This is a genomic window from Mesorhizobium sp. B2-4-3 (assembly GCF_006442815.1).
In the GTDB taxonomy this organism is placed as follows: Bacteria; Pseudomonadota; Alphaproteobacteria; order Rhizobiales; family Rhizobiaceae; genus Mesorhizobium.
Window position 1 is genome coordinate 1 of sequence record NZ_VFVL01000006.1, and the last position, 24,799, is coordinate 24,799.

Sequence of the window (24,799 nt, forward strand, 5' to 3'; positions counted from 1 at the left end):
GGTCAAGGAGAAGCGCCAGGCCGTCATTTCCCATGCGGTCACCAGGGGGCTCGACTCAAAGGTCCGGATGAAAGACTCCGGGATCGGGTGGCTGGGTGACGTGCCAGAACACTGGGAGGTAAAGCCTCTCAAATTCATGGTTAGTCACGTAGTTGATTGCCTACACACCACGCCGACTTACGAGGGCGAATTGCAGTACCCGGCCATTCGCACAGCGGACATTGAACGCGGAGTCCTACTGCTCGACCAAGCCAGACGAGTATCGGAAAGTGTCTATCAAGAACGTATTCAGCGGCTCAGGCCGGAAGCTGACGATATACTCTACTCAAGGGAGGGGGAAAGATTCGGCATGGCAGCGCTGGTCCCGGCGGGTGTTGATCTGTGTCTAGGGCAACGGATGATGATGTTCAGGGTCCGTCCTGAAAACAGTCCGGGTTTCGTGATGTGGGCATTGAACAGCGACCCGATCTATCAACAAGTGCTGGAGCGCACCGCAGGGGCTATGGCTCCTCACGCGAACATAGGTGACGTAATCAACTTCCGCGTTCCGTGCCCCAACCGCGACGAGCAGTTAGCCATCTCAGGCTATCTGGATGGCGTAACCAGTCGGCTCGACGAATTGGTCTTGAAGGCGACCGCCGTCATCGAACTGCTCCAAGAGCGCCGCTCGGCCCTTATCTCCGCAGTGGTCACCGGCAAGATCGATCTGCGGCACTACGCGAATGCCGAAACGGTGGCGGCGTGAGGTTGGCATCGCGCGTCGCGAAGGAGTCCACTTATGCCGATCTATGAGATCGCAGCCGACAAGTTGCTTGCGGTGACCGAGACCAGCTTCGGCGCTCAGGGCATTTACGAGAGGAAACATATCCAGCGCCTCCTGCGTGACGACATCAAGGTTCTCGACGAACACCTCATGGTCATCGCAGAGGAATTTGGCGAGTGGCTGGACAGTTCCCGGCGGATCGATCTCCTCTGCCTTGATGACGATGCCAACCTCGTCGTGGTCGAATTGAAGCGCACAGAAGATGGCGGACACATGGAACTGCAGGCCCTGCGCTATGCCGCCATGATTTCAGCCATGACATTCGATCAGTTGGTCGACACCCACGCCCGATTCAGAAACCCGGCCCAGCCGGACCTTGAAGGGGCCAAAGGGGCGATCTTGGAGTTTCTCGGCTGGGATGCCGCTGAGGAAGAACAGTTCGGGCAGGACAGCCGCATCATTCTGGCGTCGGCGGATTTCAGCAAGGAACTGACGACGGCCGTCCTGTGGCTGATCGAGCGCGGCGTCGACATCAGGTGTGTGCGCCTCAAGCCCTACAGGATGAACAATGGTCCGGTGCTGATCGACATCCAGCAACTGATCCCGCTTCCCGAGACGGCCAGCTATCAGACGCAGATCGGCGTGAAGAAGCTGGCGGAGAGAAAGTCCCAGGGTGAGCGCCATGAACTGCGTTACAAGTTCTGGCAGCAGATGCTCGACTATGCGAAGCAACGCACGCCGCTCCATGCCGCCCGGAAAGCAACCCGAGAAGGTTGGGTTTCCGGCGGCATCGGCCGCAATGGCTTCTCACTTCAGTATACAGTGCGCAGGGAGGACACTCAGGTCTCCCTATGGATTTCACTTGGCAGTGGAATGCGCGAGAAGAACAAGGCTGCTTTCCATCAGCTCCTGAAGCAGCGAGCAGAGATTGAGGGCGACTTCGGCGCGGGACTGGACTGGCAAGAGCTGCCCGAGTCGGATGGATGTCTCATCCGCCATGTCATGCCCGGCGGCTATAAGTCTCCGACTGATCAATGGCCCGAAATCAACGAGCGTATGACGGATGCGATGATCCGGTTGGACAAGGCGCTTCGCGCGAGGGTTGCTGCGCTGCAGGTCTAGGGGGGAACCGGCGACATGAGCCTGCATAAGGAAATTAGCTTCGAGGCGGAAGTCTGCAGCCACCTTGCCGCGAACGGCTGGCTCTACGCTGCCCACGATGCCGCCGCCTATGATCGCGCCCGGGCGCTGTTTCCTGCCGATGTCGTGGCATGGGTCCAGGCGAGCCAGCCGAGCGCCTGGGCCGCCCTCACCAAATCCCACGGCGCTGCCGCCGAGGCCACGTTGCTCGACCGCATCCGCAGGCAGCTCGAGGAACGCGGTACACTCGACGTGATCCGGCATGGCGTCGAGATGATCGGCCTCAAGGCCCCTCTGGCGCTCGCCCAGTTCAAACCGGCGCTGGCGATGAACGCCGACATCCTTGCCCGCTATCAGGCCAACCGGCTGCGTGTTGTGCGGCAGGTGCGCTACTCGCTAGCCAATGAGAACGCCATCGATCTGGTGCTGTTCCTCAACGGCCTGCCCGTCGCTACCGTCGAGCTGAAGACCGATTTCACTCAGTCCGTCACCGACGCGGTCGACCAGTACAAGTTCGACCGTTTGCCGAACCCGAAAGGCCAGGCGCCCGAGCCACTGCTGAGCTTCCCAAGCGGCGCTCTGGTTCACTTCGCGGTCAGCAATGCCGAAGTCATGATGACGACGAAGCTGGAAGGCCCTGCCACTCGCTTCCTGCCGTTCAACAGAGGCAACGACGGCGGCAAAGGGAACCCGCCCAACGCAGCCGGGCACCCGACCGCCTATCTCTGGCAGGACATCTGGCAGCGGGACTCGTGGCTCGAAATCCTCGGGCGCTACATGGTCGCCGAGCGCGACGCCAAGAAGAAGATCACGGGCACGATCTTCCCCCGCTTTCACCAGCTCGACGCCACGCGCAAGCTGCGGGCTGCTGTTCTCGCCGAGGGTGCTGGCGGCAAATACCTGATCCAGCACTCGGCGGGCTCCGGCAAGACCAACTCGATTGCTTGGTCCGCGCACTTCCTCGCCGACCTGCACGACGACCAGCACCGCAAGGTGTTCGACACCGTGCTGGTAGTGTCCGACCGCAACGTCATCGACACCCAGCTTCAGGAAGCTATCTTCAACTTCGAGCGCACGACCGGCGTCGTCGCCACCATCAAGAGCGACAGCGGCGCCAAGAGCAGCCAACTGGCAGAGGCCTTGGCGGGCGGCAAGAAGATCGTCGTCTGCACCATCCAGACCTTTCCCTTCGCCCTTCAGGCCGTCAGGGAACTCGCGGCATCGCAAGGCAAGCGCTTCGCTGTCATTGCCGACGAGGCGCATTCGAGCCAGACCGGAGAGGCTGCAGCCAAGCTGAAGGCCGTGCTGTCCCCCGAGGAACTCGCCGAACTGGGTGATGGCGGAGAAGTCAGCTCCGAGGACATCCTGGCAGCGCAGATGGCGGCACGGGCAAGCGACCAGGGCATCACCTACGTTGCCTTCACCGCCACGCCCAAGGCCAAGACGCTGGAGTTGTTCGGTCGTCGCCCGCATCCCGATCAGCCAGCCAGCGAGACGAATCTGCCAGCGGCCTTCCACGTTTATTCGATGCGACAGGCCATCGAGGAGGGTTTCATCCTCGACGTGCTGCGGAACTATACCCCCTACAGCCTCGCCTTCAAGCTTGCCCACGACGGCAAGGAGATGGACGACACCGAGGTCGAGCGCAGCGCTGCGGTAAAATCCCTGATGCGCTGGGTGCGGTTGCACGACTACAACATCAGCCAGAAGGTGCAGGTGGTGGTCGAGCATTACCGCTCGCTGGTGCAGCCGCTGCTCGACGGCAGGGCCAAGGCGATGGTCGTGGTCGGCAGCCGTGTCGAGGCCGTGCGCTGGCAGCTCGCCATCAACAAATACATCAAGGAGAAGGGCTACAAGCTCGGCACGCTGGTGGCGTTCTCGGGCGAGGTCAACGACCCGACAAGCGGACCCGACCCCTTCAGCGAAACCAGCAAGGAGCTGAACCCCGACCTGAACGGACGCGACATCCGCGAGGCGTTCAAGCTGCCCGAGTATCACGTCCTGCTGGTGGCCAACAAATTCCAGACCGGATTCGATCAGCCGCTGCTGTGCGGCATGTATGTCGACAGGCGGCTGGCGGGCATCCAGGCCGTGCAGACGCTTTCACGCCTCAACCGCGCCCATCCCGGCAAGGACACCACCTACATCCTCGACTTCGTCAACTCCAGCGACGACATCCTAAAGGCATTCCAGACCTACTACCAGACGGCTTCGCTGGAAAACGTGACCGACCCCAACCTAGTCTTCGATTTGCGGGCCAAGCTGGACGCCCTCGGGCACTACGACGAGTTCGAGGTGGAGCGAGTGGTGAAGGTCGAGCTGGACCCGGCGTCGAAACAGGGCGACCTGGTGGCCGCCATCGCGCCCGTCGCCGACCGGCTCTTGCGCTCCTACAGGGACGCTCAGGAGCGCTTGCGCGTCGCGCGGTCGAAGGATGACATCAAGGCAGCCAAGGACGCTCAGGACACGATGGACGCCCTGCTGCTGTTCCGCAACGACATGGGCGCTTTCGTGCGCCTTTATGCGTTCCTGTCGCAGATATTCGACTACGGCAACACGGCAATAGAAAGCCGCCACATCTTCTTCCGCCGCCTCATTCCCCCGCTGGAGTTTGGGCGCGAGCGGCAGGAGATCGACGTTTCAGGTCTGGTGCTGACCCACCATAAGCTCGCCGATAAGGGCAAGCGGACCCTGGCGCTGGGAGGCTTCAGCGAGCCGCTGCAGCCGATCTATGATGCTGGGTCCGGATCGGTGCAGGAGAAGCAGAAGGCACTGCTGGCAGAGATTGTCGCCAAGCTGAATGACCTGTTCCAAGGCGAGGTGACGGATGACGACCAACTCATCTACGTCAACAACGTCATCAAGGGGAAGCTGCTGGAGTCCGAAACGCTTGCCCAGCAGGCCGCCAACAATACCAAGGAGCAGTTCGCCAACTCGCCCGATCTCTCCAAGGCGATCCTCGACGCCATCATCGACGCCTTCGAGGCACACACGACGATGAGCAAACAGGCGCTGGACTCGGCCAAAATCCGCGAGGGCCTCAAGGATGTCCTTCTAGGACCGGGGCAGCTCTGGGAAGATCTGAGAAACAAGGAACCGACAACCTGAACAAAGGGGAGATTCGTGGCAAAAGGCGAATAATCTGCCCTACACCGCCGATACCAAGCCTCAGCGCGATTTGACGGCAGGGGTACCCAAGGTAACCAAGACGGCACTGACGTCCTTCTTCCTTGCCCTGAGGCCTGCGTCACGGCCTTGGCCGACTAGGCGACTGCGGATAGCGTAAAGGAGCCCTTCCGGGCCGCAGCGGAGGAGCAGGGGAGCTGCTCCCCACGATATCGGAGTGTTGAACCATGGGGTTCTTTTGGAACCGCAAGCCACCGCCAGGACCGCCAGGGCCGCCGATCTGGGAGTACACGACCCTCAGTCAGATGGAGATGATCTACGGGGGTGTCTCTCTCTCCGAGATGGGTCGAGTCGGGTGGGAACTAGTGTGCACTGTAGAAAAGGAACTAGTCTTCAAGAGGCCCCTGGCGGAGCATCTCAGGCGGGATGACCTGTGGTTACAGAAGCAAGCAGAGCAGCGCGAAGCCTGGGCAGCGGAGCGGAGCAGGAAGAAGCCCGTGGACGAGGACGATGATCTTCACGGGACTCCTGGGCATTCCTGACAAGCGGTAGGAAACCGATCCGCCTAGGACCTATACGTGCCGAACTGGCTCCGGTGAACCGTCATCTACCCGTTGTGCTGTTTCCCAGCGCCGTCGCGGGCATCGGCTTCAACGAGCATCCTTCCATTGCTCCCCTACGGCCACTCACTCCATGTCCGGCACGTCACCACCTACAAAGAGTGTCGTCGGGTCACCGTACTCGCCCATCGCCGGGTTCGCTTCCCGCGACCACGCGATGGCCCCCGCGTGCTTCCCCGCCAGAGCCTTCGCGGTCCTTATCGCCCGGTCTTCGCTTTGCTGCTCGGTTGGGCCGTAGACAGGCTGAAGGTCGCCACTCTCGTCGCGGTCGAAGGCGGTGACCACGATCAGCTTCGGGGTCTGCCTCTGCGGGAGAATGCTCTCGGCCACATTGCTCACGCAACGGTCGGATGCGTTTCGTCAAAGCTGATAGAGACCAGCCCCGGATATCGGTGGGCGATGGCGAGTATCTGGGTCTCAAGCTCGCAGTTGTAGGCCATGAGCGCCTCCACGGCATCCACAGGGTCTCATACTTCGCGATGAGCTTTTGGGCCTCCGAGTGCAGGTCGGCTTTGGTGGTGGGATCGAGGTTGTAGGTGCCCATCATTCTGCTCTCTCAGCCTACCAACCGGCGAGAACGCGATGACGGCCCGGTGGCGGCATCAAGCTTCTCCTGAAGGTGGCCGTTGAGCACGATCATTTCCTTGAGCGCCTGCATCACGTCGCCCTTGTGGGTGGCAACGAACTTCTCCGCGACGGCTTGGAGGGCAGCCTCTTGGCGGCTGTCGAGCCTGACAATGTGGTCCATTTCGCTGTCTCCTAATGGTCCATAATGACAGTGAACAAAAAGGGAACAAAAATGTCAATGGGCGAATTGACTCTTAGAGGAATAGCTTCCTATCGGTTTGGCCATGCCGGAGCCCAGCAGCCGAACCCGACGCGTCGTCCAGACACTAAGCCGTGCCCATGACATCGGGCAGCTAATCCGCGTCCGCTGCATCAACTGCAACATCACGCGCCACTATCTGCCGGGTGACCTTCTCAAGCTCGTGGAAGACATTCCGTTCTGGGATGTCGAGCGGCACATGCGGTGTGAGCGATGCAAGCGGCGGGAGTTTGATGTGGACATCCTGCTCCCCAGCGCCGCCCAGGGTGTGAAGATACGCGTGAGGCGGCTTGTGGGGGTGCGTATGGTCCGGCGAGTGATCTGGAAGGATGAGGTCTGACTGGAAAGGATGCGCTAGTCCTTGGTGCTTATGGTGTAGGTGACCGAAGAACTTGAAGTGGTGTTGGACCCCACGACTTGCGGCAGGCTACTTGCACTCGGCGGTCCTTGGGTGGTTTGGACTAACAACGCGCCCGGGTCGGGCGGGGTGGCAGCCTCTTCGTTCCAAACATTGCTGTAGGGCTCCTTAAGGGCCTTGGCGAACGCGCTGATCTTCTCTTCGATCCACCGCGCCACCCTGCCCGCGTCGCTCAGCGTAACTTTCATCTCGTTCTCTGAGAAGCGGTTCTTGGTCAGGTGCATAACCTGTTCATTCATCCGATTAATTGTCCCGCTCATGTCTGTTTTCTTGGCAGCCGCAACGCCGAAATGCTTTGCCATAAAATTCCGGCTATCGCCGCCGTCCGTAAGAAACTCATATAGCGACCGTGCGTGCACCGCGAACGATTCAAAATGGGCATTCCAAGACAGCGGATTGATCACTGTCTTGAGCACGCCGAAGGTATACCTAAGCATCAACACCTCATAAGTGAGGTGCTCCTTAAGATATGAAATTCGATCAGATTCATTAGACATGGCACGAACCCTCGGCAACTTGCCGCGTTAGAACAGCGATCCTTGAGCCGGGTCCTGTTGCGGGAACTTAATCTGCGTATTGGGTTTCTCGACAATCATCAAGGCATCGTCTGGGGCCGTCCGCTGCATGTGCCGCGCGTCGGACCATGGGGCCGTGAGCCAGGTCTCCACCTCTTCCTTGGTGGTCAGGATCACCGGCATGGCCTTATCGTGGATCGGCGCAATGAGAGCGTTGGGCTTGGTCGTGAGGAAGCCGTAAAGCTCAAAGTCGCCCGGCCCGTCCTTGACCCTGCGGACACCCTGCCAGCGCGTCCAGAAACCAGCGAAGAAGAACAGCGGCCGGTCCTCGCTACGGGCAAACCAGTAGTTCCGCTGAATGCCGGTCTCGGGGTCCTTGTCGTTCGGCTTGGGGCTCGGCTCCGCGAAGCTCGTCACGGGCACCACGCAGCGGTTCTCCACGCCAACGTATTGCTGCCAGTGACCATACTGCGGGCTGCGGATGTTGGTCGTCCCGTAGTCCGCCTTGCCTTTCACCCGCCCTGCCGGCGTAGGCATGCCCCACAGCAGCCTGGCAAGCTCACGCTGGCCATCGGGCGCGTTCCGCACCACGGGGCCCGGCATGTTGGGATAGACATCAAGCGAGTCCTCAAGGTTGCCCATGATATCCCGCATGGCGCGGGTCCACTCGCGGATGGCGTCCTGGCTGGTGGTGATATTGTAGAGGTTGCACATGCCGGCCAGTGTGCCCCAAGTCGCCTCGCGAGAGCAACGCGGGCCTGGAGGAGCCTTGGGTAGCAGCACCAGGGACCTCTTCGGGTCTGCTCCCCAGGCCTATCTGGGAAGGGAACGAGGCCCCAGCCCCCATCACCCCAGGCCATCAAGCGGCGATCACTCGCTGTCGAACATCACGGGGAAGCCGCCAGTCACCCCCGTAAATTCGAGCGCTCGCACGAGCTATCCTCGCAGCTTTTCTAGTGTTATTGGTTGGTCAACGTGGGGGAGGGAATAAATGCACGACAAGTTGACAGGCATTTGTGCGACGCTTGACGAAATATCCATAAAAATGGAAGAAGCAAACAACACGGATACCCGTCTCTCGCAGTCCCAAAACTGGCATTCTCCGCCTATAACACCCCGACAGCTGGCCGCTCTGCCTAGGTATATGGCAGAAATTATTCGTGGCGCTAATGTAGATGAGGTGTCAGAAGCTGACCAAGGCGCGCTAACGAGCGCACAAAGTGCATTGTCCGCCCTCCTGACCGATACTCTGCCTAATCTTTACTCCCAGCCGCAGCCCGGAGCTGCCGCCTATCTGACCACCATTTCATACGCACAGATGCTCTTGGGACCAGTTCATGGGTGGGTGGCGGTACCCACCTCGGCATTGCCCAGTGCGCTAGCTCGCAAACTGAATAAGGCAGAGCGGGACTTGGCGGCGATTGTGCCCGACCAAACGGACCTTGAGAACAAGACGAGGAACATCCTCGAAGCCCACGACGCTGCGGAGGCTCTTCCGACCACTCTCCAGGAGCTGAAAGCCACTCTGAACGAGGTGCGGCAGGCATCAGCTAGTTCTTCTCAGTTCGTGGGGAAGATTGAGGAGAATGATACGCGGGCGAGGTCAGCGGTCGAGACACTTCAGGCAGCACGGGATGAAGGCCAGAAGTTGGTCTCACAGGTCAGCGAGCAGTACCGAATTGCGACCACCGTTGGACTGGCTGCCGCGTTTGACACCCGTGCGGCGAAACTCAACGGGTCTTTGTATTTGTGGGTTGGTGGGCTGACGGTGGCCCTTCTGTCCCTCATGGTCGTCGGCGCTTATCGTCTGTCCGTTATGCGGGAGGCTTTGACAGCGACCCCATTCGATTCATCCCGTGTCTGGGTGCAAATCGTCCTCTCGATCCTCAGCGTCGCCGCTCCAATCTGGTTCGCCTGGATTGCGACCAAGCAAATCAGTCAACGCTTTCGACTGGCTGAAGATTACGCATTCAAGGCCTCAGTGGCGAAGGCCTATGAAGGCTACCGCCGTGAGGCTGTCCGAATCGATCCCGAATTTGAGAAAGCTCTGTTCGCGTCCGCGCTATCGCGACTGGATGAGGCTCCCCTGCGCCTGCTGGAGATGTCAACCCATGGAAGTCCTCTACACGAACTCGCAAATTCCAAGCTGGCTGGGAGACTTCTAGATCGTGTCAACGGTAATCGGAGAAAGGCAAAATCGAATGGGGCGGAATCGCCCGAAGCCAGTACCGCCGGGCTTACATCGCCGCAGCCCGACGCGGGATAATAACCCGAAAGTCATAGCTGAAGCGGGCCAATTGTCGGCTGAATGTCTCCGCTGATGGCATGCTATTTTGACTTCTTGCGTCCGGCGACTGTTGCCGAGGCTGCCCCTTTAGACCGCTTTGTGCCGCGCTTGACGACCTTCCCAACCGGGCGCCTTGCCTGAACACGAACACTTTCCGTCGATGGCCTCCAACTCGTCTCCTCCACCTCGAAGCGCGGTAACTTCCCGATTTCCCTTGCTAGCGCACTGGGCGGGAAATCGCCGTATCCCTCGCGAGCATCCTCACGGCCACTCCCAAGCATGTAGTCACGATGCTGCTTGTCCATGTCGTGGGCGCGCGAGAGCGTCGTGAACAGATGCCGCCAAGCGTGATTTGGCTTTCCTCCCGGTGCCGGAATCTTCAGCTCTTTTGTGATCCAGGCACTGACTCTGTTTCCCACCTCCTGAGACCGTGGCTTGCCTGTCAGCGTGGTGAGGTCGGTTTCATTGGGATAAGGAACATAGAAGACCGGGCCGTCGCCCACTTCCTTGAACATCTCCAACAGGCCCAACTCTACAAGGTGCGGATGAACGGCGGTCATCCACGCCTTGCCACTCTTCGTGGAACCGGCTTCAGGCGCAATGAAGAAATAGGGCGTATCACCGTCCACCCTGACATCCACGCCGCGAAGCTGGGTGATCTCCGTCACCCGCAACCCGGTGTAGGCGCAAATCCACGGCACCCAAAAGAGGGCGCGCTTGTGGGGCGCCGAGACACTCTTCGGGCTGCCTTTGAACGTGGCACCGAGGATAGCCTTGGCCTCCTCCATGTCGTAGCCCTTCTTGCCCGGCGTGGGGCCATCTCTTCGATCTCGAATGTCGCTAGCCACGTTTGCCGGTAGGCTGAACTCCCTAACAGCATGTGTGAGGACCGCGCTCAACGCTGCGAGCGCCTTGCCGTTGATCTTCGACGGCGCAAGCCCCTCAGCTATCAATTCATCACGCCACTTCCGAACGTCCGCGCTTGTCACGTCCTGAGCGTTCCGATGCCCGCTGCTCTTGACGAATTTGTCGAGGTCTCGCGCGTAGTCACTCTTGGTCTTCTCCTTGAGACTCTGCGTCGCGAACTTATGGTCAAGCAAGGCGAACAAGTCCAAGTCCCCCGCCGCCCGTGGCGCTGGCTTGGCCTCACCGCGCTCGGCCTCCCAATCGGGGAAACGCTTTCGCGCTTCGTCAGGCGAATAGTCGCCTCCGGCCTTCCTGAGATTGGTTTCAGCCGCAAGCTGGATTGCCTTGAAGGCCGCGTGGACGACGCGAGTCCGACTGAGGAGATCGGTGTTGACGCCCTTCTCGACGAACAGTTCATCGACTGTCGGTCCGAACCAGCGCTCAAGCTCACCGCCCTCCTCCTTGCTCTTGTTCAACCGGAGGACTTGTTTCCAAATCCCTTCCTCGCCCGGCTCACTGTCCATCATGTCGACCAAGCGAGCGTAGAGGACGCCCGCAAGGGCCTGGATTTGCTTGTTGTTGAGCGGCTGGGGGCCTTGCCTGAACCGCTGCCAGAACTCATGGAGTGCAGCATCGGCCTCGCGATGACGCCTTTTGGCTTCTTCGCGGTCTTTCGTACCAAGGCTGACCTTGACGGTTGCGCCCGCTTTCACTGTTTTGATGGTCCCTCCAACGGGAATTGCCACCCTTCCATCCAGTGGTAAATTCTTCAAATCGGAGGGCGCGCGTTGCCGAAGGTAATAGACACCCGTCTTTGGATGTTGCTGAGGTCCAGGCATTTTCAAGCTCATGTGTACCACCCCTGTGTACCAGACAGGCGGCAAAAAGACCAAGAAAGTCAGATAGTTGTTCCCAATCAATGGGATAGGCTGGTGCTGCGAGAGAGGATTGAACTCTCGACCTCTCCCTTACCAAGGGAGTGCTCTACCACTGAGCTACCGCAGCCTGCGATGGCGGCGCTTCTGCCATATCGAACCGGTAAGCGCAAGGCCAAGAAAAACCCAAAGCGTCGCATGTAATTCCCGCCAGCAATTATGCGGTTTGGGATGGCATGCGCGGCTGATCCATGGCGTGAAACCGGCTCTCTGCCCGCTTTCATGACATGGGCGCGTTAAAATGCTAGCCATTGCGGAATTGCGGCCGGCTGACCGCCGGTCAGGGATGGACGATGAACGACAAGTCAAATCCACCGAAAAAAGGCGACAGCGAGCGTAAGGACCGGCTGGCCGAGGCGTTGCGGGCCAATCTGCAGAAGCGCAAGGCGCAGACGCGGTCGCGGCGCGCCGGCGATGCCGATCATCGGTCGGAAGGATTGCCGGCTGCTGGAAAAATGCACAAGGACTGACCAAATCAGCCATACTGGCCGGCCACAGTTGGTCCGGTTTCAAGAAAATCCTATTTCTTGAACCAAGCCGGCCAATGGTCTAAGCCGGGCACACTCAAACCGATTGAAGCGGCCTGTTCCGGGCCGAGGGGACGTTTTCTCATGGATCGCATCAGAATTGTCGGCGGCAACGCGCTGGCCGGTACCATTCCGATCTCGGGCGCCAAGAATGCGGCATTGCCGCTGATGATCGCCTCGCTGCTCACCGACGACACGCTGACGCTCGAGAACGTGCCGCATCTGGCCGATGTCGAGCAGTTGATCCGCATCCTCGGCAATCACGGCGTCGACTATTCCGTCAACGGCCGGCGCGAAAAGCAGCAGGAAGGCTATTCGCGCACCATCAATTTTTCCGCCCGCAATATCGTCGACACCACCGCTCCCTATGAGCTGGTGTCGAAGATGCGCGCTTCCTTCTGGGTGATCGGACCGTTGCTTGCCCGCATGGGCGAGGCCAAGGTGTCGCTGCCCGGCGGCTGCGCCATCGGCACGCGCCCGGTCGACCTGTTCCTCGAGGGCCTGCAGGTTCTCGGCGCGGAGCTCGATGTCGACAATGGCTATGTCATGGCCAAGACCAAGAACGGCCGCCTGGTCGGCAATCGCTACGTGTTTCCCAAGGTGTCGGTCGGCGCTACCCATGTGCTGATGATGGCGGCCTCGCTCGCCAAGGGCGAGACGGTGCTGGAGAACGCCGCCTGCGAGCCGGAAATCGTCAATCTCGCGGAATGCCTGGTCGCCATGGGCGCCAAGATCCACGGCGCCGGCACCTCGACCATCACCATCCACGGCGTCGAGGCGCTGTCGGGCGCCCGCGTGCGCGTCATCCCCGACCGCATCGAGACCGGCACCTATGCCATGGCCGTCGCTATGACCGGCGGCGACGTGATGCTCGACGGCGCCCGGCCCGATCTGTTGCAGACCGCGCTCGACGTGCTTGTCGAGACCGGCGCTGAGATCACGCCGACCAATGAGGGCATCCGCGTCAAGCGCAACGGCGCCGGCATTGCGCCGGTCGACGTGACCACCGCCCCCTTCCCCGCCTTCCCGACCGACCTGCAGGCGCAGTTCATGGGCCTGATGACGATGGCCAAGGGCAAGTCGCGCATCACCGAGACGATCTTCGAGAACCGCTTCATGCATGTGCAGGAGCTCGCCCGGTTGGGCGCCCACATCACGCTTTCCGGCCAGACGGCGATCGTCGACGGCGTCGCCAAGCTCAAGGGCGCGCCCGTGATGGCGACCGACCTGCGCGCCTCGGTGTCGCTGGTGATCGCCGGCCTTGCCGCCGAGGGCGAGACCACGGTCAATCGCGTCTACCACCTCGACCGCGGCTTCGAGCGGCTGGAAGAGAAGCTTTCCGGCTGCGGCGCGGTGATCGAGCGGATTTCGGGCTGACGCTTGCCCGCATCTGCCTCGGGCGAGTTGCACCGGCGGGAAAGACCGCATAACAGAGGGCTGAATTATCAACCTTCAGGTGCGCATTCGGCATGGCAGCTCTCAAGCTCATCGCGCTCGACGAACAGGATCTGAGCATCGTCTCGGCGCATGTCCAGGACGCCGTGATGAAGGTCTCCGATCTTGAATATCTGCCGGCGGCCAAGCGCTTCGTGCTGACCATGAACCGCTTCGTCTGGGAAGCGAAATCCGGCCTGTTCCGCCAGCACAACGAACGGCGCCAGAGCGTTCTGCATTTCGATCGCGTGCTCGGCGCCAAGACCAGCGGCATTGCGCGCGACAAGCCGGCCGAGGTGCTGTCGCTGCTGGCGATCAGCTTCATCGCCATCAGCAAGCCGGCCGGCATCGTCGAACTGGTGTTTGCGGGCGGCGGCACCATCATGCTCGACGTCGAATGCGTCGAGGCACGGCTTGCCGATGTCGGCGGCTCCTGGGAAGCCGCCTCGCGACCGGTGCACAGGGGCTAAAAGCGCAATGGCGATTACGCTCCGACAGCAGGACGCCGATTTCGAGCAACGCTTTTCGGCCTTCCTCACCACCAAGCGCGAGGTGTCTGCCGACGTCGAGGCAGTGGTGCGCGGCATCATCGAGCGCGTGCGCGCCGAAGGCGACAAGGCGTTGATCGACTACACGCTGAAGTTCGACAAAGCCGATCTCAACGCGCTCGGCATCGCCGTCTCGAAGGACGACATCGCCAAGGCCTATGAGGCGGCCGATCCGGCGACCGTCGAGGCGCTCAAATTCGCGCGTGAGCGTATCCGTTCGCATCACGAGCGGCAGAAGCCCAAGGACGACCGCTACACGGATGCCGCCGGCGTCGAGCTCGGCTCGCGCTGGACGGCTATCGAAGCCGTCGGCCTTTACGTGCCGGGCGGCACGGCGAGCTATCCGAGCTCGGTGCTGATGAACGCCGTGCCCGCCAAGGTCGCCGGCGTCGAGCGCATCGTCATCGTCGTGCCGGCTTCGGGCGGCGTCGTCAATCCGCTGGTGCTGGTGGCCGCCGACCTTGCCGGCGTTGCGGAGATCTACCGCGTCGGCGGCGCGCAGGCCGTTGCAGCCCTTGCCTACGGCACCGAAACGATCAGGCCGGTCGCCAAGATCGTCGGTCCGGGCAATGCCTATGTCGCGGCAGCCAAGCGCCAGGTGTTCGGCACCGTCGGCATCGACATGATCGCCGGGCCGTCGGAAGTGCTGGTGGCGGCCGACGCCGACAACGATCCGGACTGGATCGCGGCCGACCTTCTGGCGCAGGCCGAGCACGATATATCGGCGCAGTCGATCCTGATCACCGACGATGCAGAATTCGGCAAGGCGGTCGAGCAGGCGGTCGAACGCCAGCTCAAGGTGCTGGCGCGCGCCGAGACGGCGGCCGCGAGCTGGCGCGACTTTGGCGCGGTGATCCTGGTGCCGACGCTGGAAGCCTCGCTACCGCTGGTCGACAGGATCGCGGCCGAGCATGTCGAGCTCGCTTTCGACGATGCCGAGGGCTTCTTTTCCAGGATGCGCAACGCGGGCGCCGTGTTCATCGGCCGCCATACGCCGGAGGTCATCGGCGACTATGTCGGCGGCTCCAACCACGTTTTGCCGACAGCACGCTCGGCGCGTTTCTCCTCAGGTCTGTCCGTGCTCGATTTCGTCAAGCGCACATCGATCCTGAAGCTCGGGCCGGATCAGCTCAAGGCGCTGGCGCCCGCCGCGATCGCGCTCGCCAAGGCGGAAGGCCTCGATGCCCATGCCCGCTCCGTCGCGATCAGGTTGAACATGTAGCGATGTCCGGCCACGACCAAACCCGCGACAGGCTGATCGACGTCGAGCTCGACGAATCGATCGGACGTTCGACGCCCGACGTCGAGCACGAGCGGGCCGTGGCGATCTTCGACCTCATCGAGGAGAACAGTTTTCGGCCGGTCAACGATGACGGCGCCGGCCCATACAGGCTGAAGCTTTCGCTGGCCGAGTCACGCCTGGTCTTCGCCGTCAGCCGCGAGAACAACGCCGAGGTGGTCACCCACATCCTGTCGCTGACGCCGCTGAGGCGCATCGTCAAGGACTACTACCTGATCTGCGAAAGCTATTACGAGGCCATCCGCTCCTCGACGCCCAGCCATATCGAGGCGATCGACATGGGCCGGCGTGGCCTGCACAATGAGGGCTCGCAGACGCTGATGGACCGGCTCGCCGGCAAGATCGAGATCGACTTCGACACGGCGCGCAGGCTGTTCACGCTGGTCTGCGTGCTGCACTGGCGAGGCTAGATCAGGATGATGTTTCGTTGAAACACCGTCCTCATCTAACTCTTTGTTGGAGCATGATCTTCTCCGAGAACCGGTTCCCATTTTTTGCGTGCGCTGACCTCCGGTTCGGGATCATGCTCTCTTGTTGGAGCACGATCTTTTCCAAAAACCGGTTCCCACTTTTTGGGATCATGCTCTAGTGCTGGCCGCCCTGCCGCATTCGATCCTGTTCCTGTGCGGCATGAATGCCGTGCGCTCGCCGATCGCGGAACAGTTGGCGCGCCGCATGCTTCCCGCCACCACCTTCGTCGCTTCGGCCGGCGTGCGCGCCGGCGAGCGCGATCCGTTCGTCGACGCGGTGCTTGCCGAAGAGGGCCTGTCGCTCGGCGAGCGCCAGCCCAGGACACTGGAGGAGCTGGAGGACGACTATTTCGACCTGATCGTCACGCTGGCGCCGGAGGCGCATCATGCGGCCCTCGAGCTCACCCGCTCGCTCGCCGTCGAGGTCGAATACTGGCCGATGCCCGACCCGACCGACACCGGCGGCACGCGCGAGCACATCATGGCCGCTTATCGCGACGTGCGTGAGCGGCTGAAAGCGCGCATAAGTCGACGTTTTGCGGCACCAGGGGCTGAAAACGCCCCGGATTAAGCTTGTTCACAAGCGGACGATTATCATATAGGTTCCGCGCAAATTCCGGTTGGAGTCGGATGATTTCAGGTCTGTCCGACCTGAAATCATCCGACTCCAAATCAAAGAGTGGGGCATGATGTCGCCCGAAAACCGCTTCACACTTTTCGGCATCATGCTCTAGGCGCCGGAACAGCAATCCAAGCAAAGGTATCGAATGCCGAAGGAAGAAGTCCTCGAGTTTCCAGGTGTGGTCACCGAACTGCTGCCCAATGCGATGTTCCGCGTGAAGCTCGAAAACGAACACGAAATCATCGCCCACACGGCCGGCCGCATGCGCAAGAACCGCATCCGCGTGCTGACCGGCGACAAGGTCCTGGTCGAGATGACGCCTTACGACCTGACCAAGGGCCGCATCACCTACCGTTTCAAGTAACAGTCCGGCGCGAACCTAGAGCCGGATGATTTCAGGTCTGTTCGACCTGAAATCATCCGGCTCCAAATCAAAGAGTGGGGCATGATGTCGCCCGAAAACCGCTTCACACTTTTCGGCATCATGCTCACATGAGCATCCTGCAGAAGCTCGTGCTTGCCTCGGGTTCGCCGCGCCGCATCGAACTCTTGCAGCAGGCCGGCATCGAGCCGGACCGGGTGTTGCCCGCCGATGTCGACGAGACGCCGCTGCGCGCCGAGCATCCGCGCTCGCTGGCCAAGCGCCTTTGCAAGGACAAGGCCGAGAAGGCGCTGGCCTCGCTGAAGAGCGAGGAGGACTATGCACCCGCCTTCATCCTCGCCGCCGACACGGTGGTGGCGGTCGGGCGGCGCATCCTGCCCAAGGCCGAGACGATCGACGACGCCATCAACTGCCTCGGCCTGCTTTCCGGCCGCTCGCACCGGGTCTATTCCGGCATCTGCCTGATCACGCCCGGCGGCAAGCTGCGCCAGCGGCTGGTGGAGACAAGGGTGCGCTTCAAGCGGCTGCCGCGCGAGGAGATCGACGCCTATGTCGCCTCGGGCGAATGGCGGGGCAAGGCCGGCGGCTATGCCGTGCAGGGCCTGGCCGGCTCGTTCGTCGTCAAGCTGGTCGGCTCCTACACCAATGTGGTCGGCCTGCCGCTCTACGAGAGCGTGGCGCTGCTTTCCGGCGAAGGCTTCAAGGCGCACCAGAACTGGCACGCTTCGCGCTCATGAGTCTGGACGACAAGGTCACGCCGCTGAGGCCGAAGCGGCCCTGCCCCGAATGCGGCAAACCCTCGGCGCGCGAGCACTACCCGTTTTGCTCGGTGCGCTGCAAGGACATCGACCTCAATCGCTGGCTGAAGGGCGCCTATGTCATCCCCGTCCGCGACGGCGAAGAGGCAGAAGAGGACAGCCCGAAGCCGGGCCCGACGCCCAAGGACGAGCCGTGAGCGGAGCCGGCGACAGGCCGTTTCCCGGCGATTTTTCTTTCCTGACGAAATCAACACCTAGGCGCTGGACAGGCAGAATTCCCGTGCTATAACCCACGCGCTTTCAAGGGGCGCCGCTGGCGCCTTCGCGAAACCCGGCAGGCGCATCCCGTTAGCCGGCACAGGCCCAGATAGCTCAGTTGGTAGAGCAGCGGACTGAAAATCCGCGTGTCGGTGGTTCGAATCCGCCTCTGGGCACCATCAACTTTAAGTTGCATTTTCACCCCGTAATTACTTGTTTTTCATAATAAATTTTTGATACAACCATTGCGTCAGTCATGATCCTCTTTTGGTGTTGGTATTTTTGTGGGTATCCAGCTGTCTGATGTATTTTGCCAATTTGGCGGGATGAACAACCAAGTTCCTGGCTTAGCGCAGTTTTTCAATCGTTTAGGGCACTCAGTTCGAATCCGAGAATTGGAATCGAACCGCCGCCAAAGATAATCCCACCGGAAGACAGAGACCGACAGCTATGCCGGCCATCCCGCGCGACATCCGCTTGTCGACGACGATGTCCGCCTCGAAACCAGCAAAGCCGAATTCCAGGGCGAAATGGGCGCGGTGCTGCCACGGGACCTCTCTCGCCGCCGGCGCAGAGCAGTTCACCGCAGACAGGGAGATATGAGATGCGTTTTCACACTTAACCGTCACCTTCGACAAGGTAGGCCTGACGCCGTGATGGCAAAGCAAAAAGTGGCCCGATAAGGTGATCAGAAGCTATCGACGCGATCGCGAGTCAGGTTCGAGGGCGCCATGGGATTCATGCGTTCGAGCGTCCGGTCTTTCAGAATGAATTGATGCCAGAGCGCGATCAGCGCGTGCAGGCCTGCCAGCCAAAGGATCAGTGTTCCGCCGGTTTCGTGCAAGTCGGCGATCTCTCCCGGCGCGCCTTGCACCGGCGCCGTCAGGCTCGGCAGACCGATACCAAGAAACGAGACCGGCACGCCGAGCCGCGAGGCGGCGTACCAACCGCTCAGCGGCAGCGCTATGAGGAGAATGTAGAGGAGCGTGTGTCCTGCACGCGCTGCAATGTCCAGCCATCGTTTCTGCGGATCTTCGATAATGGGCGCGGCGCCCAGCCATCGGGCCAGTAGACGAGGAACGACCAACAGCAAGACGGCAAGGCCTACTGTAAAGTGCACGTAGGAGGGGTCCGTCCGCGCGTGTCGGCCCCCTACGGCCGTGAACCACGCGACCACCACGAGCACCGCCGTCAGCCAATGAATTGCGATCGTGGTCTGCGAATAGCGATGCATCAAAGTTGCCCTTAAGGTCGTTTGGCGCTCTCACATTCGCGCAAGCGCCAATATGTTCCAGATAGCTCCTCTTCCGGCGCCGAGACAACATACAGGCCTCTCGGACGGCTGAGCATAAGGATTCGAATTCGCCTCTCGCTGGATACAGCTTTCAACGAGCCAGGATGACCGGCAGTCCAGGATCCGCGACCATCGATCTGGTCACGCCGCCGAAAATCCTCTCGCGCAGCCGGGAATGGCCGTAGGCGCCCATGACCATGAGCTCGGCGCCAGTGTCGACGGCGTGCTGGCGCAGAACGTCGGCGATCGAGTGATTTGAACTCGGCAGTCGGTCCACCGTTACTTTTACGCCATGACGGGAGAGATAGATCGCCACGTCCGCCCCAGGTTCCGCGCCGTGATGCCGTTCGTCCTCGATCGGATCGACCATGACGACCCGCACCTCATCGGCACCTGAAAGAATGTCGAGCGACTCCCGCAAGGCGCGCGACGCTTCCAGGCCGGCGTCCCACGCGACGAGGACGCGTTTCGGCTTCAACGTCGCAGTCGCCCGTTTGGGGACAAGCAGAAGTGGCCTTCCGGACGAAAACAGCGCGCCCTCGATGACCTTCTCCTTGAGCGTTTGGCTCATTAGCAAGTCTGGCCCAAGGACAGTTAGATCGGCGTAACGCGCGCGCCGGCCAATGACCTCATCCGCCCAGGCATGGTCCGGGTAGTCGTCGCTCAGGTCCGTCGATACGGGGCTCGCCGACAGCATTTCGGAGACGGCCGAATTCCGCTTCCGCAGCATCTCCATTTCGGCCTCTCGCTCCGCGAGCCAAGCCGGCGAAACCACCTCGGCATATGCTCCGCCAGAGGGGGGCGCCGCGATCACCAGAACAAGCACCGAGAGATGGGCATTGATTTCTTCGCACAGGCCGGTGGCAAGCTTCAGATCATCGTCTCCCTGATCGGCCCCTGTAACCGTGAGCAATGTCTTGAATGGCATGGCGGCAACTCCTTGTCCGGGAAAGTTCACTAAGGAATAGCCGTAGCCGGGTGGTCGGAAACCGTCCTTGCGCTGAATCAAACCGATCCCTCTCAAGATTGATCCCGGTCAACGTCTGCGCGTGCGACCCGCCTTAGCCTGATCCGATGACTGGAGGCGGATCAAATGAGATTCGTGACGACGATGGGTCTCTTGGCGCTGACGCTGAGCGCCGCGGCGGCGCAGCAGATGACCAATGGAGAGCAGGAATATCTGAACTCCTGCGCCGTCTGCGACGGCAGGGGCGACGGACCAATGGCTGACGTGTTGCGCAAGCGCCCCGCGGATTTGACCACGCTCACGAAGTGCAATGGCGGGAGTTCCCCTACTGGCGGGTCTACGCGACAATCGACGGCCGCGGCCTTGTGCCCGAGCATGGCGGGCGCGACATGCCGGTCTGGGGCAATCAGTTCCTGCCTGACGATGTGAAGAAATACGGTCCCTACGGTGGGGAGGCCGTGACCACGGAACGCATTCAGGACCTCGCCGGTTACGTCAATACGCTTCAGCACTAGCAGGCGAGCCGAAGGATAAGGCAACCAAAAGTCAAGGCGGCATGCGATGATCGTTCAGAACCAAGACGTCGTGGTCGACATGCTGAAGGACCCCGCCACCTATGGCGAGGCTGCTCCTGTCGACATGATCGAAACCCACATTTCCCGGATATTCCTCGTCGGGCAAAGCGCTTTCAAAATGAAGCGGGCGGTCAAGCTGCCCTATGTCGATTTTTCGACGCCGGAGTTGCGGCTCGCCGCGTGCGAAAAGGAGGTGGAGTTGAACTCCAGAACCGCGCCCGGTCTCTATCTCGATGTCCACCGCATCACGCGCGCGGGAGATCGGCTTGCCCTGGATGGGTCGGGGGAACTGGTTGACGCCGTCATAGAGATGGTTCGCTTCGATCAGTCGAAGCTTCTGGATCGCATGGCTGCCGCGGGGAAGTTGACACCCGCGCTGATGACGGGCGTGGCGCGCATGATTGCGCAATACCACCGCAGCGCCGACGTGATCCATGCCGGCGGCGGATCGGCGAACATCGGCGGTGTGCTTAAAATCAATTCGGCCGGATTTGCGACAAGCCACGTGTTCGATGGAAAGGAGATCGAAAAGCTCAACGCGGCGTTTCGCGCCGCCCTCGCCAGCCATGCCGGCCTGCTTGACCGGCGCGCGGCGGCAGGCCGGGTCCGCCGCTGCCATGGCGACCTGCATCTGCGCAACATCTGCGTCTTCGATGGCGAGCCTCGCCTGTTCGATTGCATCGAGTTCAACGATCAGATCGCCACCGTCGATGTTCTTTACGATCTCGCATTCCTGCTGATGGACCTGTGGCATCGCGGTTTTCCGGAGTTCGCCAATCTGGTGATGAATCGCTATCTCGACGACGCCGACGACGAGGACGGCTTCATCCTGCTGCCCTTCTTCATGGCGGTGCGGGCGGCGGTGCGCGCTCACGTGACGGCGACGCAGATCGAGGAGGGCAGCCGGGACTCGACAAAGCTGGTCGCCGAAGCGCGAACTTATTTCCGACTCGCGCACGTCCTGCTTGTCGAAACGCCGCCTCGGCTCGTCGCGATCGGTGGTCTGAGCGGCTCGGGCAAGACGACCGTCGCCGAAGCGCTTGCTGCTCAGATCGGTGCGCCGCCCGGCGCCCGCATCGTCGAAAGTGACCGCATCCGCAAGGCCATGCATGGCGTGGCTGCCGAAACGCGGCTGCCGGACAAGGCCTATCGGCCGGGCGTATCGGAACGCGTCTATCGCCAGATCGCCTGGCGTTCGGAACTGATCCTAGCCGAAGGAGGCGCCGTGGTCGCCGACGCCGTATTCGACAGACCGGAGGATCGCGAAAGGATCGAGCGCGCCGCGAGTAAGACAAACGTCCCGTTTGCAGGATTTTGGCTCGTCGCCGATCCGTCGGTGCTTTGGCGTCGGGTCAGTGAACGCACGGGTGGCCCCTCCGATGCCACGGTCGACATCCTGTCGCGGCAATTGCAGCGCGATGACGGGCCATTGACCTGGCGCAAGATCGATGCGGACCGCAAGATAGGAGAAATCGCCGCCGAGATGGTGACCTTCGTCGAGGGCGCTCCTTCATCTCCAGCCAGCCTCAGGAAGACGGGATCATAGAGCCGACCGCGGCTTAACCGAGTTCCAGCGTCGCCACCGTCAGGCCGGGCTCGCTGGGGTGATGCGCAAGCGAGAAGCCAAATTCCCGGCACATTGTGAGCATCTTGCGATTTTCGTTGAGAATCATGCCCTCGATCCGGCTGACGCGTTCAGCCGGATCGTCATCCCGGAAGACTCCTTGCCGCCACATTCACCGAAGGCGCCGAGCATTCATTGCGCTGGATCAAAGCGTCGCCGATCGCCTTGCGGTTAGCTAAAGCGACGCTGCCACCAAGCCGCTCATCTGGTGAAGTCGTCCGTCGAAGGAGAATCCAATGAGTTATTATTTCAGCAAAAGCCTCGACATGCCCTTCGCCGCGGCGATCGAACATGTCACCAAGAAGCTTGCCGGCAAGGGCTTCGGTATCCTGACGCGGATCGATGTCCAGCATACGATGAAGGTCAAGCTGGGCATCGACTTCAAGCCCTACATGATCCTCGGCGCCTGCAATCCGCATTTCGCGTGGCGCGCGCTCCAGGCCGAGGACAAGATCGGCGCGATGCTGCCTTGCAACGTGATCGTGACCGAGATCTCGCCGGGCAAGGTCGAGATTGCCGCAGTCGATCCGGCAGCGGCGATGGGAGCCATCGAAAATCCGGCACTTGCCGCAACAGCAAAGGATGTCCGGTTGTTGCTGCAGGAATTGATCAGCGAAATTTGATGGCTGACGTCATGGAGGAGTCCGCACTGCGGCGCGCGCTGCTGGTCGTCGCCATAACGGGCCTGGCACTTGGGTTGGGCGTGTGGCAGAGCGGCACTGGTCCCCTCTCGCCTGAGACAATCTGGACCGCGGCAACCCTGCCCGTCGTCGTCACACTCGCCATCTCCATCTTGCGGGACTTCTGGATCGGTCGGATCGGCGTCGACGCGATCGCGCTGGTTTCGATGTCGGCGGCGCTGCTGCTGGGGCAGGCCCTGGCGGCGGTGGTTGTCGCCATCATGTATGCCGGCGGCACGGTGCTGGAAGACTTTGCGCGCGGCAGGGCGGAACACAGTCTGAGAGCGCTGACCGATAGGGCGCCGCGCCTGGCGCATCGTAAATCCGCTCAGGGGAGCGAGACGGTTCCGATCGAGCAAGTAGCGGTTGGCGACGAGCTTCTGGTGCGCGCCGGCGAGTTGCTGCCAGTCGACGGAATCCTGCTCGACGCTTCGGCCGTGTTGGATGAATCGGCCGTCACCGGCGAGCCCCTGCCGGAGCGTCGTGGCACCGGCGACGCATTGCGCAGCGGCACAGTCAATGCCGGCGAAGCCTTTGTCATGCGGGCCTCGGCTATCGCCGGCAACAGCACTTACGCCGCCATCGTGCGCATGGTCGCAGCCGCGCAAACGGCCAAAGCGCCCTTCATACGCATCGCCGATCGTTTTGCCCTGCTCCTGCTTCCGGCCACGCTGCTGGTCGCCGGCATCGCCTGGTATCTTACCGACGATCCGATCCGCGCCCTCGCCGTTCTGGTGGTCGCTACGCCCTGTCCGCTGATCCTCGCGGCGCCCGTTGCGTTCATCGGCGGCGTGTCGCGCGCCGCCCGCGCCGGCATTCTTATGAAAGGCAGCGCGGCGCTGGAGGCGCTCGCTCAGATACGCACCGCAATCTTCGACAAGACCGGGACCTTGACGCTCGGCGGCGCCGAACTGATCGAGATCGACGTCGCTTCAGGCCAGCAAGCCGATGAACTGCTGCGGCTGCTGGCCTCGCTCGAACAGGCCTCCCACCATGTCCTTGCGGATTCGATCGTCCGCATCGCGCGCCATGGAAAGCTGACGCTTTCCCAACCTTGTGATGTCCGCGAGCATCGTGGAGAAGGCCTCAAGGGTCTGGTGGACGGGATATCGGTGGCCGCCGGGTCGAGGCCACTCGTTCTTGGGGATGGGCCGCTGCCAGGATGGGCGGAAAGTGGAGAAAAACGGCACCACAGCTCGCAAGTGCTGAGGGTATTCGTGACTTTGGACGGCCGACTTGCCGGTGTCTTCACATTCGGAGACGCCATACGCGAGGATGCTGTCGAAACGGTCGGCGCTCTGCGTTCGGCAGGTGTCAGGCGGATCGTCATGCTCACCGGCGACGATGGCGCGGCCGCCGAAAAGATTTCCGCCTCGCTCAAACTCGACGCCGTGTTTGCCGATGCCACGCCGGCGGACAAGGTCGGAACGGTCGAGGCCGAGAAGGCGACGGCGCCGACGATGATGGTCGGCGACGGCATCAACGACGCCCCTGCCCTCGCTGCGGCGACCGTCGGCGTCGCGCTGGGAGCTCGAGGCGGGACGGCTTCATCGGAAGCCGCCGATGTTGTCGTGCTGACCGATAGCCTGCAGCCAGTCGCTGAAGCATTGCGGATCGCAAGGCGCACGCGTGGCATCGCCCTGCAGAGCATCATCGTCGGACTGGCGCTTTCGGGCGCCGCGATGATTGCGGCCGCCACGGGGCACCTGACGCCAGTGGCAGGCGCATTGCTTCAGGAGGGGATAGATGTCGCCGTTATCCTCAATGCGCTGCGTGCGCTTGGCGAGGGGCGTTTGGGACACAATCGGAACCAGGAGAACTGAA

General features: G+C 61.6%; 25 protein-coding genes, 2 tRNA genes and 1 pseudogene. 19 read left to right on the top strand and 9 right to left on the bottom strand.

Going from position 1 to position 24,799, the window contains the following annotated elements; all coding sequences use genetic code 11:
• From FJ956_RS30705 to FJ956_RS08340, 3 genes and pseudogenes are all read left to right on the top strand, one after another.
• Window positions 1-745, top strand: a pseudogene (locus FJ956_RS30705) (hypothetical protein); the annotation flags it as partial.
• 33 nt (window positions 746-778) lie between these two features.
• Complete coding sequence (locus FJ956_RS08335; protein ID WP_140679487.1) at window positions 779-1,885, top strand: DUF4268 domain-containing protein; 1,107 nt, start codon at window positions 779-781, stop codon at window positions 1,883-1,885.
• A gap of 15 nt (window positions 1,886-1,900) precedes the next feature.
• Window positions 1,901-5,011, top strand: a complete 3,111-nt coding sequence (locus FJ956_RS08340; RefSeq protein ID WP_140679485.1) for a type I restriction endonuclease — start codon at window positions 1,901-1,903, stop codon at window positions 5,009-5,011.
• A gap of 704 nt (window positions 5,012-5,715) precedes the next feature.
• On the opposite strand, the gene FJ956_RS08345 is transcribed toward FJ956_RS08340, so the two are convergent.
• Both FJ956_RS08345 and FJ956_RS30465 read right to left on the bottom strand, forming a co-directional pair.
• Complete coding sequence (locus FJ956_RS08345) at window positions 5,716-5,979, bottom strand: hypothetical protein (protein WP_140679572.1); 264 nt, start codon at window positions 5,977-5,979, stop codon at window positions 5,716-5,718.
• Window positions 5,980-6,205: 226 nt separating this feature from the next.
• A complete protein-coding gene (locus FJ956_RS30465) occupies window positions 6,206-6,397 on the bottom strand; it encodes a hypothetical protein (RefSeq protein ID WP_181170253.1) in 192 nt (63 codons plus the stop codon).
• A gap of 103 nt (window positions 6,398-6,500) precedes the next feature.
• Here FJ956_RS30465 and FJ956_RS08360 point away from each other — a divergent pair, with 103 nt between their 5' ends.
• A complete protein-coding gene (locus FJ956_RS08360; RefSeq protein WP_140679483.1) occupies window positions 6,501-6,815 on the top strand; it encodes a hypothetical protein in 315 nt (104 codons plus the stop codon).
• Window positions 6,816-6,829: 14 nt separating this feature from the next.
• On the opposite strand, the gene FJ956_RS08365 is transcribed toward FJ956_RS08360, so the two are convergent.
• On the bottom strand, window positions 6,830-7,330 hold the full coding sequence (locus FJ956_RS08365) for a hypothetical protein (RefSeq protein ID WP_140679481.1): 501 nt from the start codon (window positions 7,328-7,330) through the stop codon (window positions 6,830-6,832).
• An 87-nt stretch (window positions 7,331-7,417) separates the two neighbouring features.
• On the bottom strand, window positions 7,418-8,122 hold the full coding sequence (locus tag FJ956_RS08370) for an SOS response-associated peptidase (RefSeq protein WP_140679478.1): 705 nt from the start codon (window positions 8,120-8,122) through the stop codon (window positions 7,418-7,420).
• A gap of 277 nt (window positions 8,123-8,399) precedes the next feature.
• Between FJ956_RS08370 and FJ956_RS08375 the strand changes: the two genes are divergently transcribed.
• Window positions 8,400-9,674, top strand: a complete 1,275-nt coding sequence (locus FJ956_RS08375; RefSeq protein ID WP_140679476.1) for a hypothetical protein — start codon at window positions 8,400-8,402, stop codon at window positions 9,672-9,674.
• A gap of 62 nt (window positions 9,675-9,736) precedes the next feature.
• Here the strand turns inward: FJ956_RS08375 and FJ956_RS08380 are convergent, their stop codons facing one another.
• Window positions 9,737-11,452, bottom strand: coding sequence for a DUF6538 domain-containing protein (locus FJ956_RS08380; RefSeq protein ID WP_140679473.1), 1,716 nt, complete (start codon window positions 11,450-11,452; stop codon window positions 9,737-9,739).
• 79 nt (window positions 11,453-11,531) lie between these two features.
• Window positions 11,532-11,606, bottom strand: a tRNA-Thr gene (locus FJ956_RS08385).
• A gap of 223 nt (window positions 11,607-11,829) precedes the next feature.
• Here FJ956_RS08385 and FJ956_RS08390 point away from each other — a divergent pair.
• The 10 genes from FJ956_RS08390 (at window position 11,830) to FJ956_RS08435 (ending at window position 18,014) form a co-directional block, all read left to right on the top strand.
• Entirely contained in the window at window positions 11,830-12,006 is a 177-nt protein-coding gene (locus tag FJ956_RS08390; protein ID WP_181170252.1) for a hypothetical protein, read from the top strand.
• A 141-nt stretch (window positions 12,007-12,147) separates the two neighbouring features.
• Window positions 12,148-13,440 (top strand): UDP-N-acetylglucosamine 1-carboxyvinyltransferase, encoded by a 1,293-nt coding sequence (murA, locus tag FJ956_RS08395; RefSeq protein ID WP_140679467.1) that lies wholly within the window; start codon window positions 12,148-12,150, stop codon window positions 13,438-13,440.
• A gap of 92 nt (window positions 13,441-13,532) precedes the next feature.
• Window positions 13,533-13,967, top strand: coding sequence for a DUF2948 family protein (locus FJ956_RS08400; RefSeq protein ID WP_140679465.1), 435 nt, complete (start codon window positions 13,533-13,535; stop codon window positions 13,965-13,967).
• Between the two features lie 7 nt (window positions 13,968-13,974).
• Entirely contained in the window at window positions 13,975-15,267 is a 1,293-nt protein-coding gene (hisD, locus tag FJ956_RS08405) for a histidinol dehydrogenase (RefSeq protein WP_140679463.1), read from the top strand.
• A 2-nt stretch (window positions 15,268-15,269) separates the two neighbouring features.
• On the top strand, window positions 15,270-15,755 hold the full coding sequence (locus FJ956_RS08410) for a UPF0262 family protein (RefSeq protein ID WP_140679461.1): 486 nt from the start codon (window positions 15,270-15,272) through the stop codon (window positions 15,753-15,755).
• Between the two features lie 178 nt (window positions 15,756-15,933).
• Window positions 15,934-16,386, top strand: coding sequence for a low molecular weight phosphatase family protein (locus FJ956_RS08415; protein WP_281405613.1), 453 nt, complete (start codon window positions 15,934-15,936; stop codon window positions 16,384-16,386).
• A 196-nt stretch (window positions 16,387-16,582) separates the two neighbouring features.
• Window positions 16,583-16,801 carry a translation initiation factor IF-1 gene (gene infA, locus FJ956_RS08420; protein WP_006200926.1) on the top strand — a complete coding sequence of 73 codons (219 nt, stop codon included), beginning with the start codon at window positions 16,583-16,585 and terminating at the stop codon, window positions 16,799-16,801.
• 128 nt (window positions 16,802-16,929) lie between these two features.
• Window positions 16,930-17,556 (top strand): Maf-like protein, encoded by a 627-nt coding sequence (locus FJ956_RS08425; protein ID WP_140679459.1) that lies wholly within the window; start codon window positions 16,930-16,932, stop codon window positions 17,554-17,556.
• On the top strand, window positions 17,553-17,774 hold the full coding sequence (yacG, locus tag FJ956_RS08430) for a DNA gyrase inhibitor YacG (protein WP_140679457.1): 222 nt from the start codon (window positions 17,553-17,555) through the stop codon (window positions 17,772-17,774). The genes FJ956_RS08425 and yacG overlap by 4 nt, the downstream gene beginning before the upstream one ends.
• 164 nt (window positions 17,775-17,938) lie before the next feature.
• Window positions 17,939-18,014: transfer RNA gene (locus FJ956_RS08435), tRNA-Phe, on the top strand.
• A 198-nt stretch (window positions 18,015-18,212) separates the two neighbouring features.
• Here the strand turns inward: FJ956_RS08435 and FJ956_RS08440 are convergent.
• The 3 genes from FJ956_RS08440 to FJ956_RS08450 form a co-directional block, all read right to left on the bottom strand.
• Window positions 18,213-18,473 carry a hypothetical protein gene (locus FJ956_RS08440; protein ID WP_140679455.1) on the bottom strand — a complete coding sequence of 87 codons (261 nt, stop codon included), beginning with the start codon at window positions 18,471-18,473 and terminating at the stop codon, window positions 18,213-18,215.
• Between the two features lie 50 nt (window positions 18,474-18,523).
• Window positions 18,524-19,069 (bottom strand): cytochrome b/b6 domain-containing protein, encoded by a 546-nt coding sequence (locus tag FJ956_RS08445; protein ID WP_140679453.1) that lies wholly within the window; start codon window positions 19,067-19,069, stop codon window positions 18,524-18,526.
• 151 nt (window positions 19,070-19,220) lie between these two features.
• Window positions 19,221-20,057, bottom strand: coding sequence for a universal stress protein (locus FJ956_RS08450; protein WP_140679451.1), 837 nt, complete (start codon window positions 20,055-20,057; stop codon window positions 19,221-19,223).
• Between the two features lie 344 nt (window positions 20,058-20,401).
• Between FJ956_RS08450 and FJ956_RS31105 the strand changes: the two genes are divergently transcribed.
• The 4 genes from FJ956_RS31105 to FJ956_RS08470 all read left to right on the top strand — a co-directional run bounded on the left by FJ956_RS31105 (window position 20,402) and on the right by FJ956_RS08470 (window position 24,798).
• A complete protein-coding gene (locus tag FJ956_RS31105) occupies window positions 20,402-20,611 on the top strand; it encodes a hypothetical protein (RefSeq protein WP_348641082.1) in 210 nt (69 codons plus the stop codon).
• A gap of 46 nt (window positions 20,612-20,657) precedes the next feature.
• Window positions 20,658-22,217, top strand: coding sequence for a bifunctional aminoglycoside phosphotransferase/ATP-binding protein (locus tag FJ956_RS08460; protein ID WP_140679450.1), 1,560 nt, complete (start codon window positions 20,658-20,660; stop codon window positions 22,215-22,217).
• 314 nt (window positions 22,218-22,531) lie between these two features.
• The gene (locus tag FJ956_RS08465; protein ID WP_140679448.1) at window positions 22,532-22,918 is read left to right on the top strand and encodes a DUF302 domain-containing protein; all 387 of its coding nucleotides are present in this window, start codon (window positions 22,532-22,534) and stop codon (window positions 22,916-22,918) included.
• The gene (locus FJ956_RS08470) at window positions 22,918-24,798 is read left to right on the top strand and encodes a heavy metal translocating P-type ATPase (RefSeq protein ID WP_140679446.1); all 1,881 of its coding nucleotides are present in this window, start codon (window positions 22,918-22,920) and stop codon (window positions 24,796-24,798) included. Before FJ956_RS08465 ends, FJ956_RS08470 begins: the two co-directional genes overlap by 1 nt.
• The last annotated feature ends 1 nt before the right edge of the window (window position 24,799 follow it).

What these genes read in the sequence shown, in the direction of transcription:
- hisD (WP_140679463.1), top strand. Translation starts at nt 13,975, where the DNA reads ATGGCGATTACGCTCCGACAGCAGGACGCCGATTTCGAGCAACGCTTT.
- FJ956_RS08370 (WP_140679478.1), bottom strand. Translation starts at nt 8,122, where the DNA reads ATGTGCAACCTCTACAATATCACCACCAGCCAGGACGCCATCCGCGAG.
- FJ956_RS08390 (WP_181170252.1), top strand. Translation starts at nt 11,830, where the DNA reads ATGAACGACAAGTCAAATCCACCGAAAAAAGGCGACAGCGAGCGTAAG.
- FJ956_RS08470 (WP_140679446.1), top strand. Translation starts at nt 22,918, where the DNA reads ATGGCTGACGTCATGGAGGAGTCCGCACTGCGGCGCGCGCTGCTGGTC.
- FJ956_RS08335 (WP_140679487.1), top strand. Translation starts at nt 779, where the DNA reads ATGCCGATCTATGAGATCGCAGCCGACAAGTTGCTTGCGGTGACCGAG.
- infA (WP_006200926.1), top strand. Translation starts at nt 16,583, where the DNA reads ATGCCGAAGGAAGAAGTCCTCGAGTTTCCAGGTGTGGTCACCGAACTG.
- FJ956_RS08410 (WP_140679461.1), top strand. Translation starts at nt 15,270, where the DNA reads ATGTCCGGCCACGACCAAACCCGCGACAGGCTGATCGACGTCGAGCTC.
- yacG (WP_140679457.1), top strand. Translation starts at nt 17,553, where the DNA reads ATGAGTCTGGACGACAAGGTCACGCCGCTGAGGCCGAAGCGGCCCTGC.
- FJ956_RS08400 (WP_140679465.1), top strand. Translation starts at nt 13,533, where the DNA reads ATGGCAGCTCTCAAGCTCATCGCGCTCGACGAACAGGATCTGAGCATC.
- FJ956_RS08445 (WP_140679453.1), bottom strand. Translation starts at nt 19,069, where the DNA reads ATGCATCGCTATTCGCAGACCACGATCGCAATTCATTGGCTGACGGCG.
- FJ956_RS30465 (WP_181170253.1), bottom strand. Translation starts at nt 6,397, where the DNA reads ATGGACCACATTGTCAGGCTCGACAGCCGCCAAGAGGCTGCCCTCCAA.
- FJ956_RS08460 (WP_140679450.1), top strand. Translation starts at nt 20,658, where the DNA reads ATGATCGTTCAGAACCAAGACGTCGTGGTCGACATGCTGAAGGACCCC.
- murA (WP_140679467.1), top strand. Translation starts at nt 12,148, where the DNA reads ATGGATCGCATCAGAATTGTCGGCGGCAACGCGCTGGCCGGTACCATT.
- FJ956_RS08450 (WP_140679451.1), bottom strand. Translation starts at nt 20,057, where the DNA reads ATGCCATTCAAGACATTGCTCACGGTTACAGGGGCCGATCAGGGAGAC.
- FJ956_RS08365 (WP_140679481.1), bottom strand. Translation starts at nt 7,330, where the DNA reads ATGCTTAGGTATACCTTCGGCGTGCTCAAGACAGTGATCAATCCGCTG.
- FJ956_RS08380 (WP_140679473.1), bottom strand. Translation starts at nt 11,452, where the DNA reads ATGAGCTTGAAAATGCCTGGACCTCAGCAACATCCAAAGACGGGTGTC.
- FJ956_RS08425 (WP_140679459.1), top strand. Translation starts at nt 16,930, where the DNA reads ATGAGCATCCTGCAGAAGCTCGTGCTTGCCTCGGGTTCGCCGCGCCGC.
- FJ956_RS08360 (WP_140679483.1), top strand. Translation starts at nt 6,501, where the DNA reads ATGCCGGAGCCCAGCAGCCGAACCCGACGCGTCGTCCAGACACTAAGC.
- FJ956_RS08375 (WP_140679476.1), top strand. Translation starts at nt 8,400, where the DNA reads ATGCACGACAAGTTGACAGGCATTTGTGCGACGCTTGACGAAATATCC.
- FJ956_RS08340 (WP_140679485.1), top strand. Translation starts at nt 1,901, where the DNA reads ATGAGCCTGCATAAGGAAATTAGCTTCGAGGCGGAAGTCTGCAGCCAC.
- FJ956_RS08465 (WP_140679448.1), top strand. Translation starts at nt 22,532, where the DNA reads ATGAGTTATTATTTCAGCAAAAGCCTCGACATGCCCTTCGCCGCGGCG.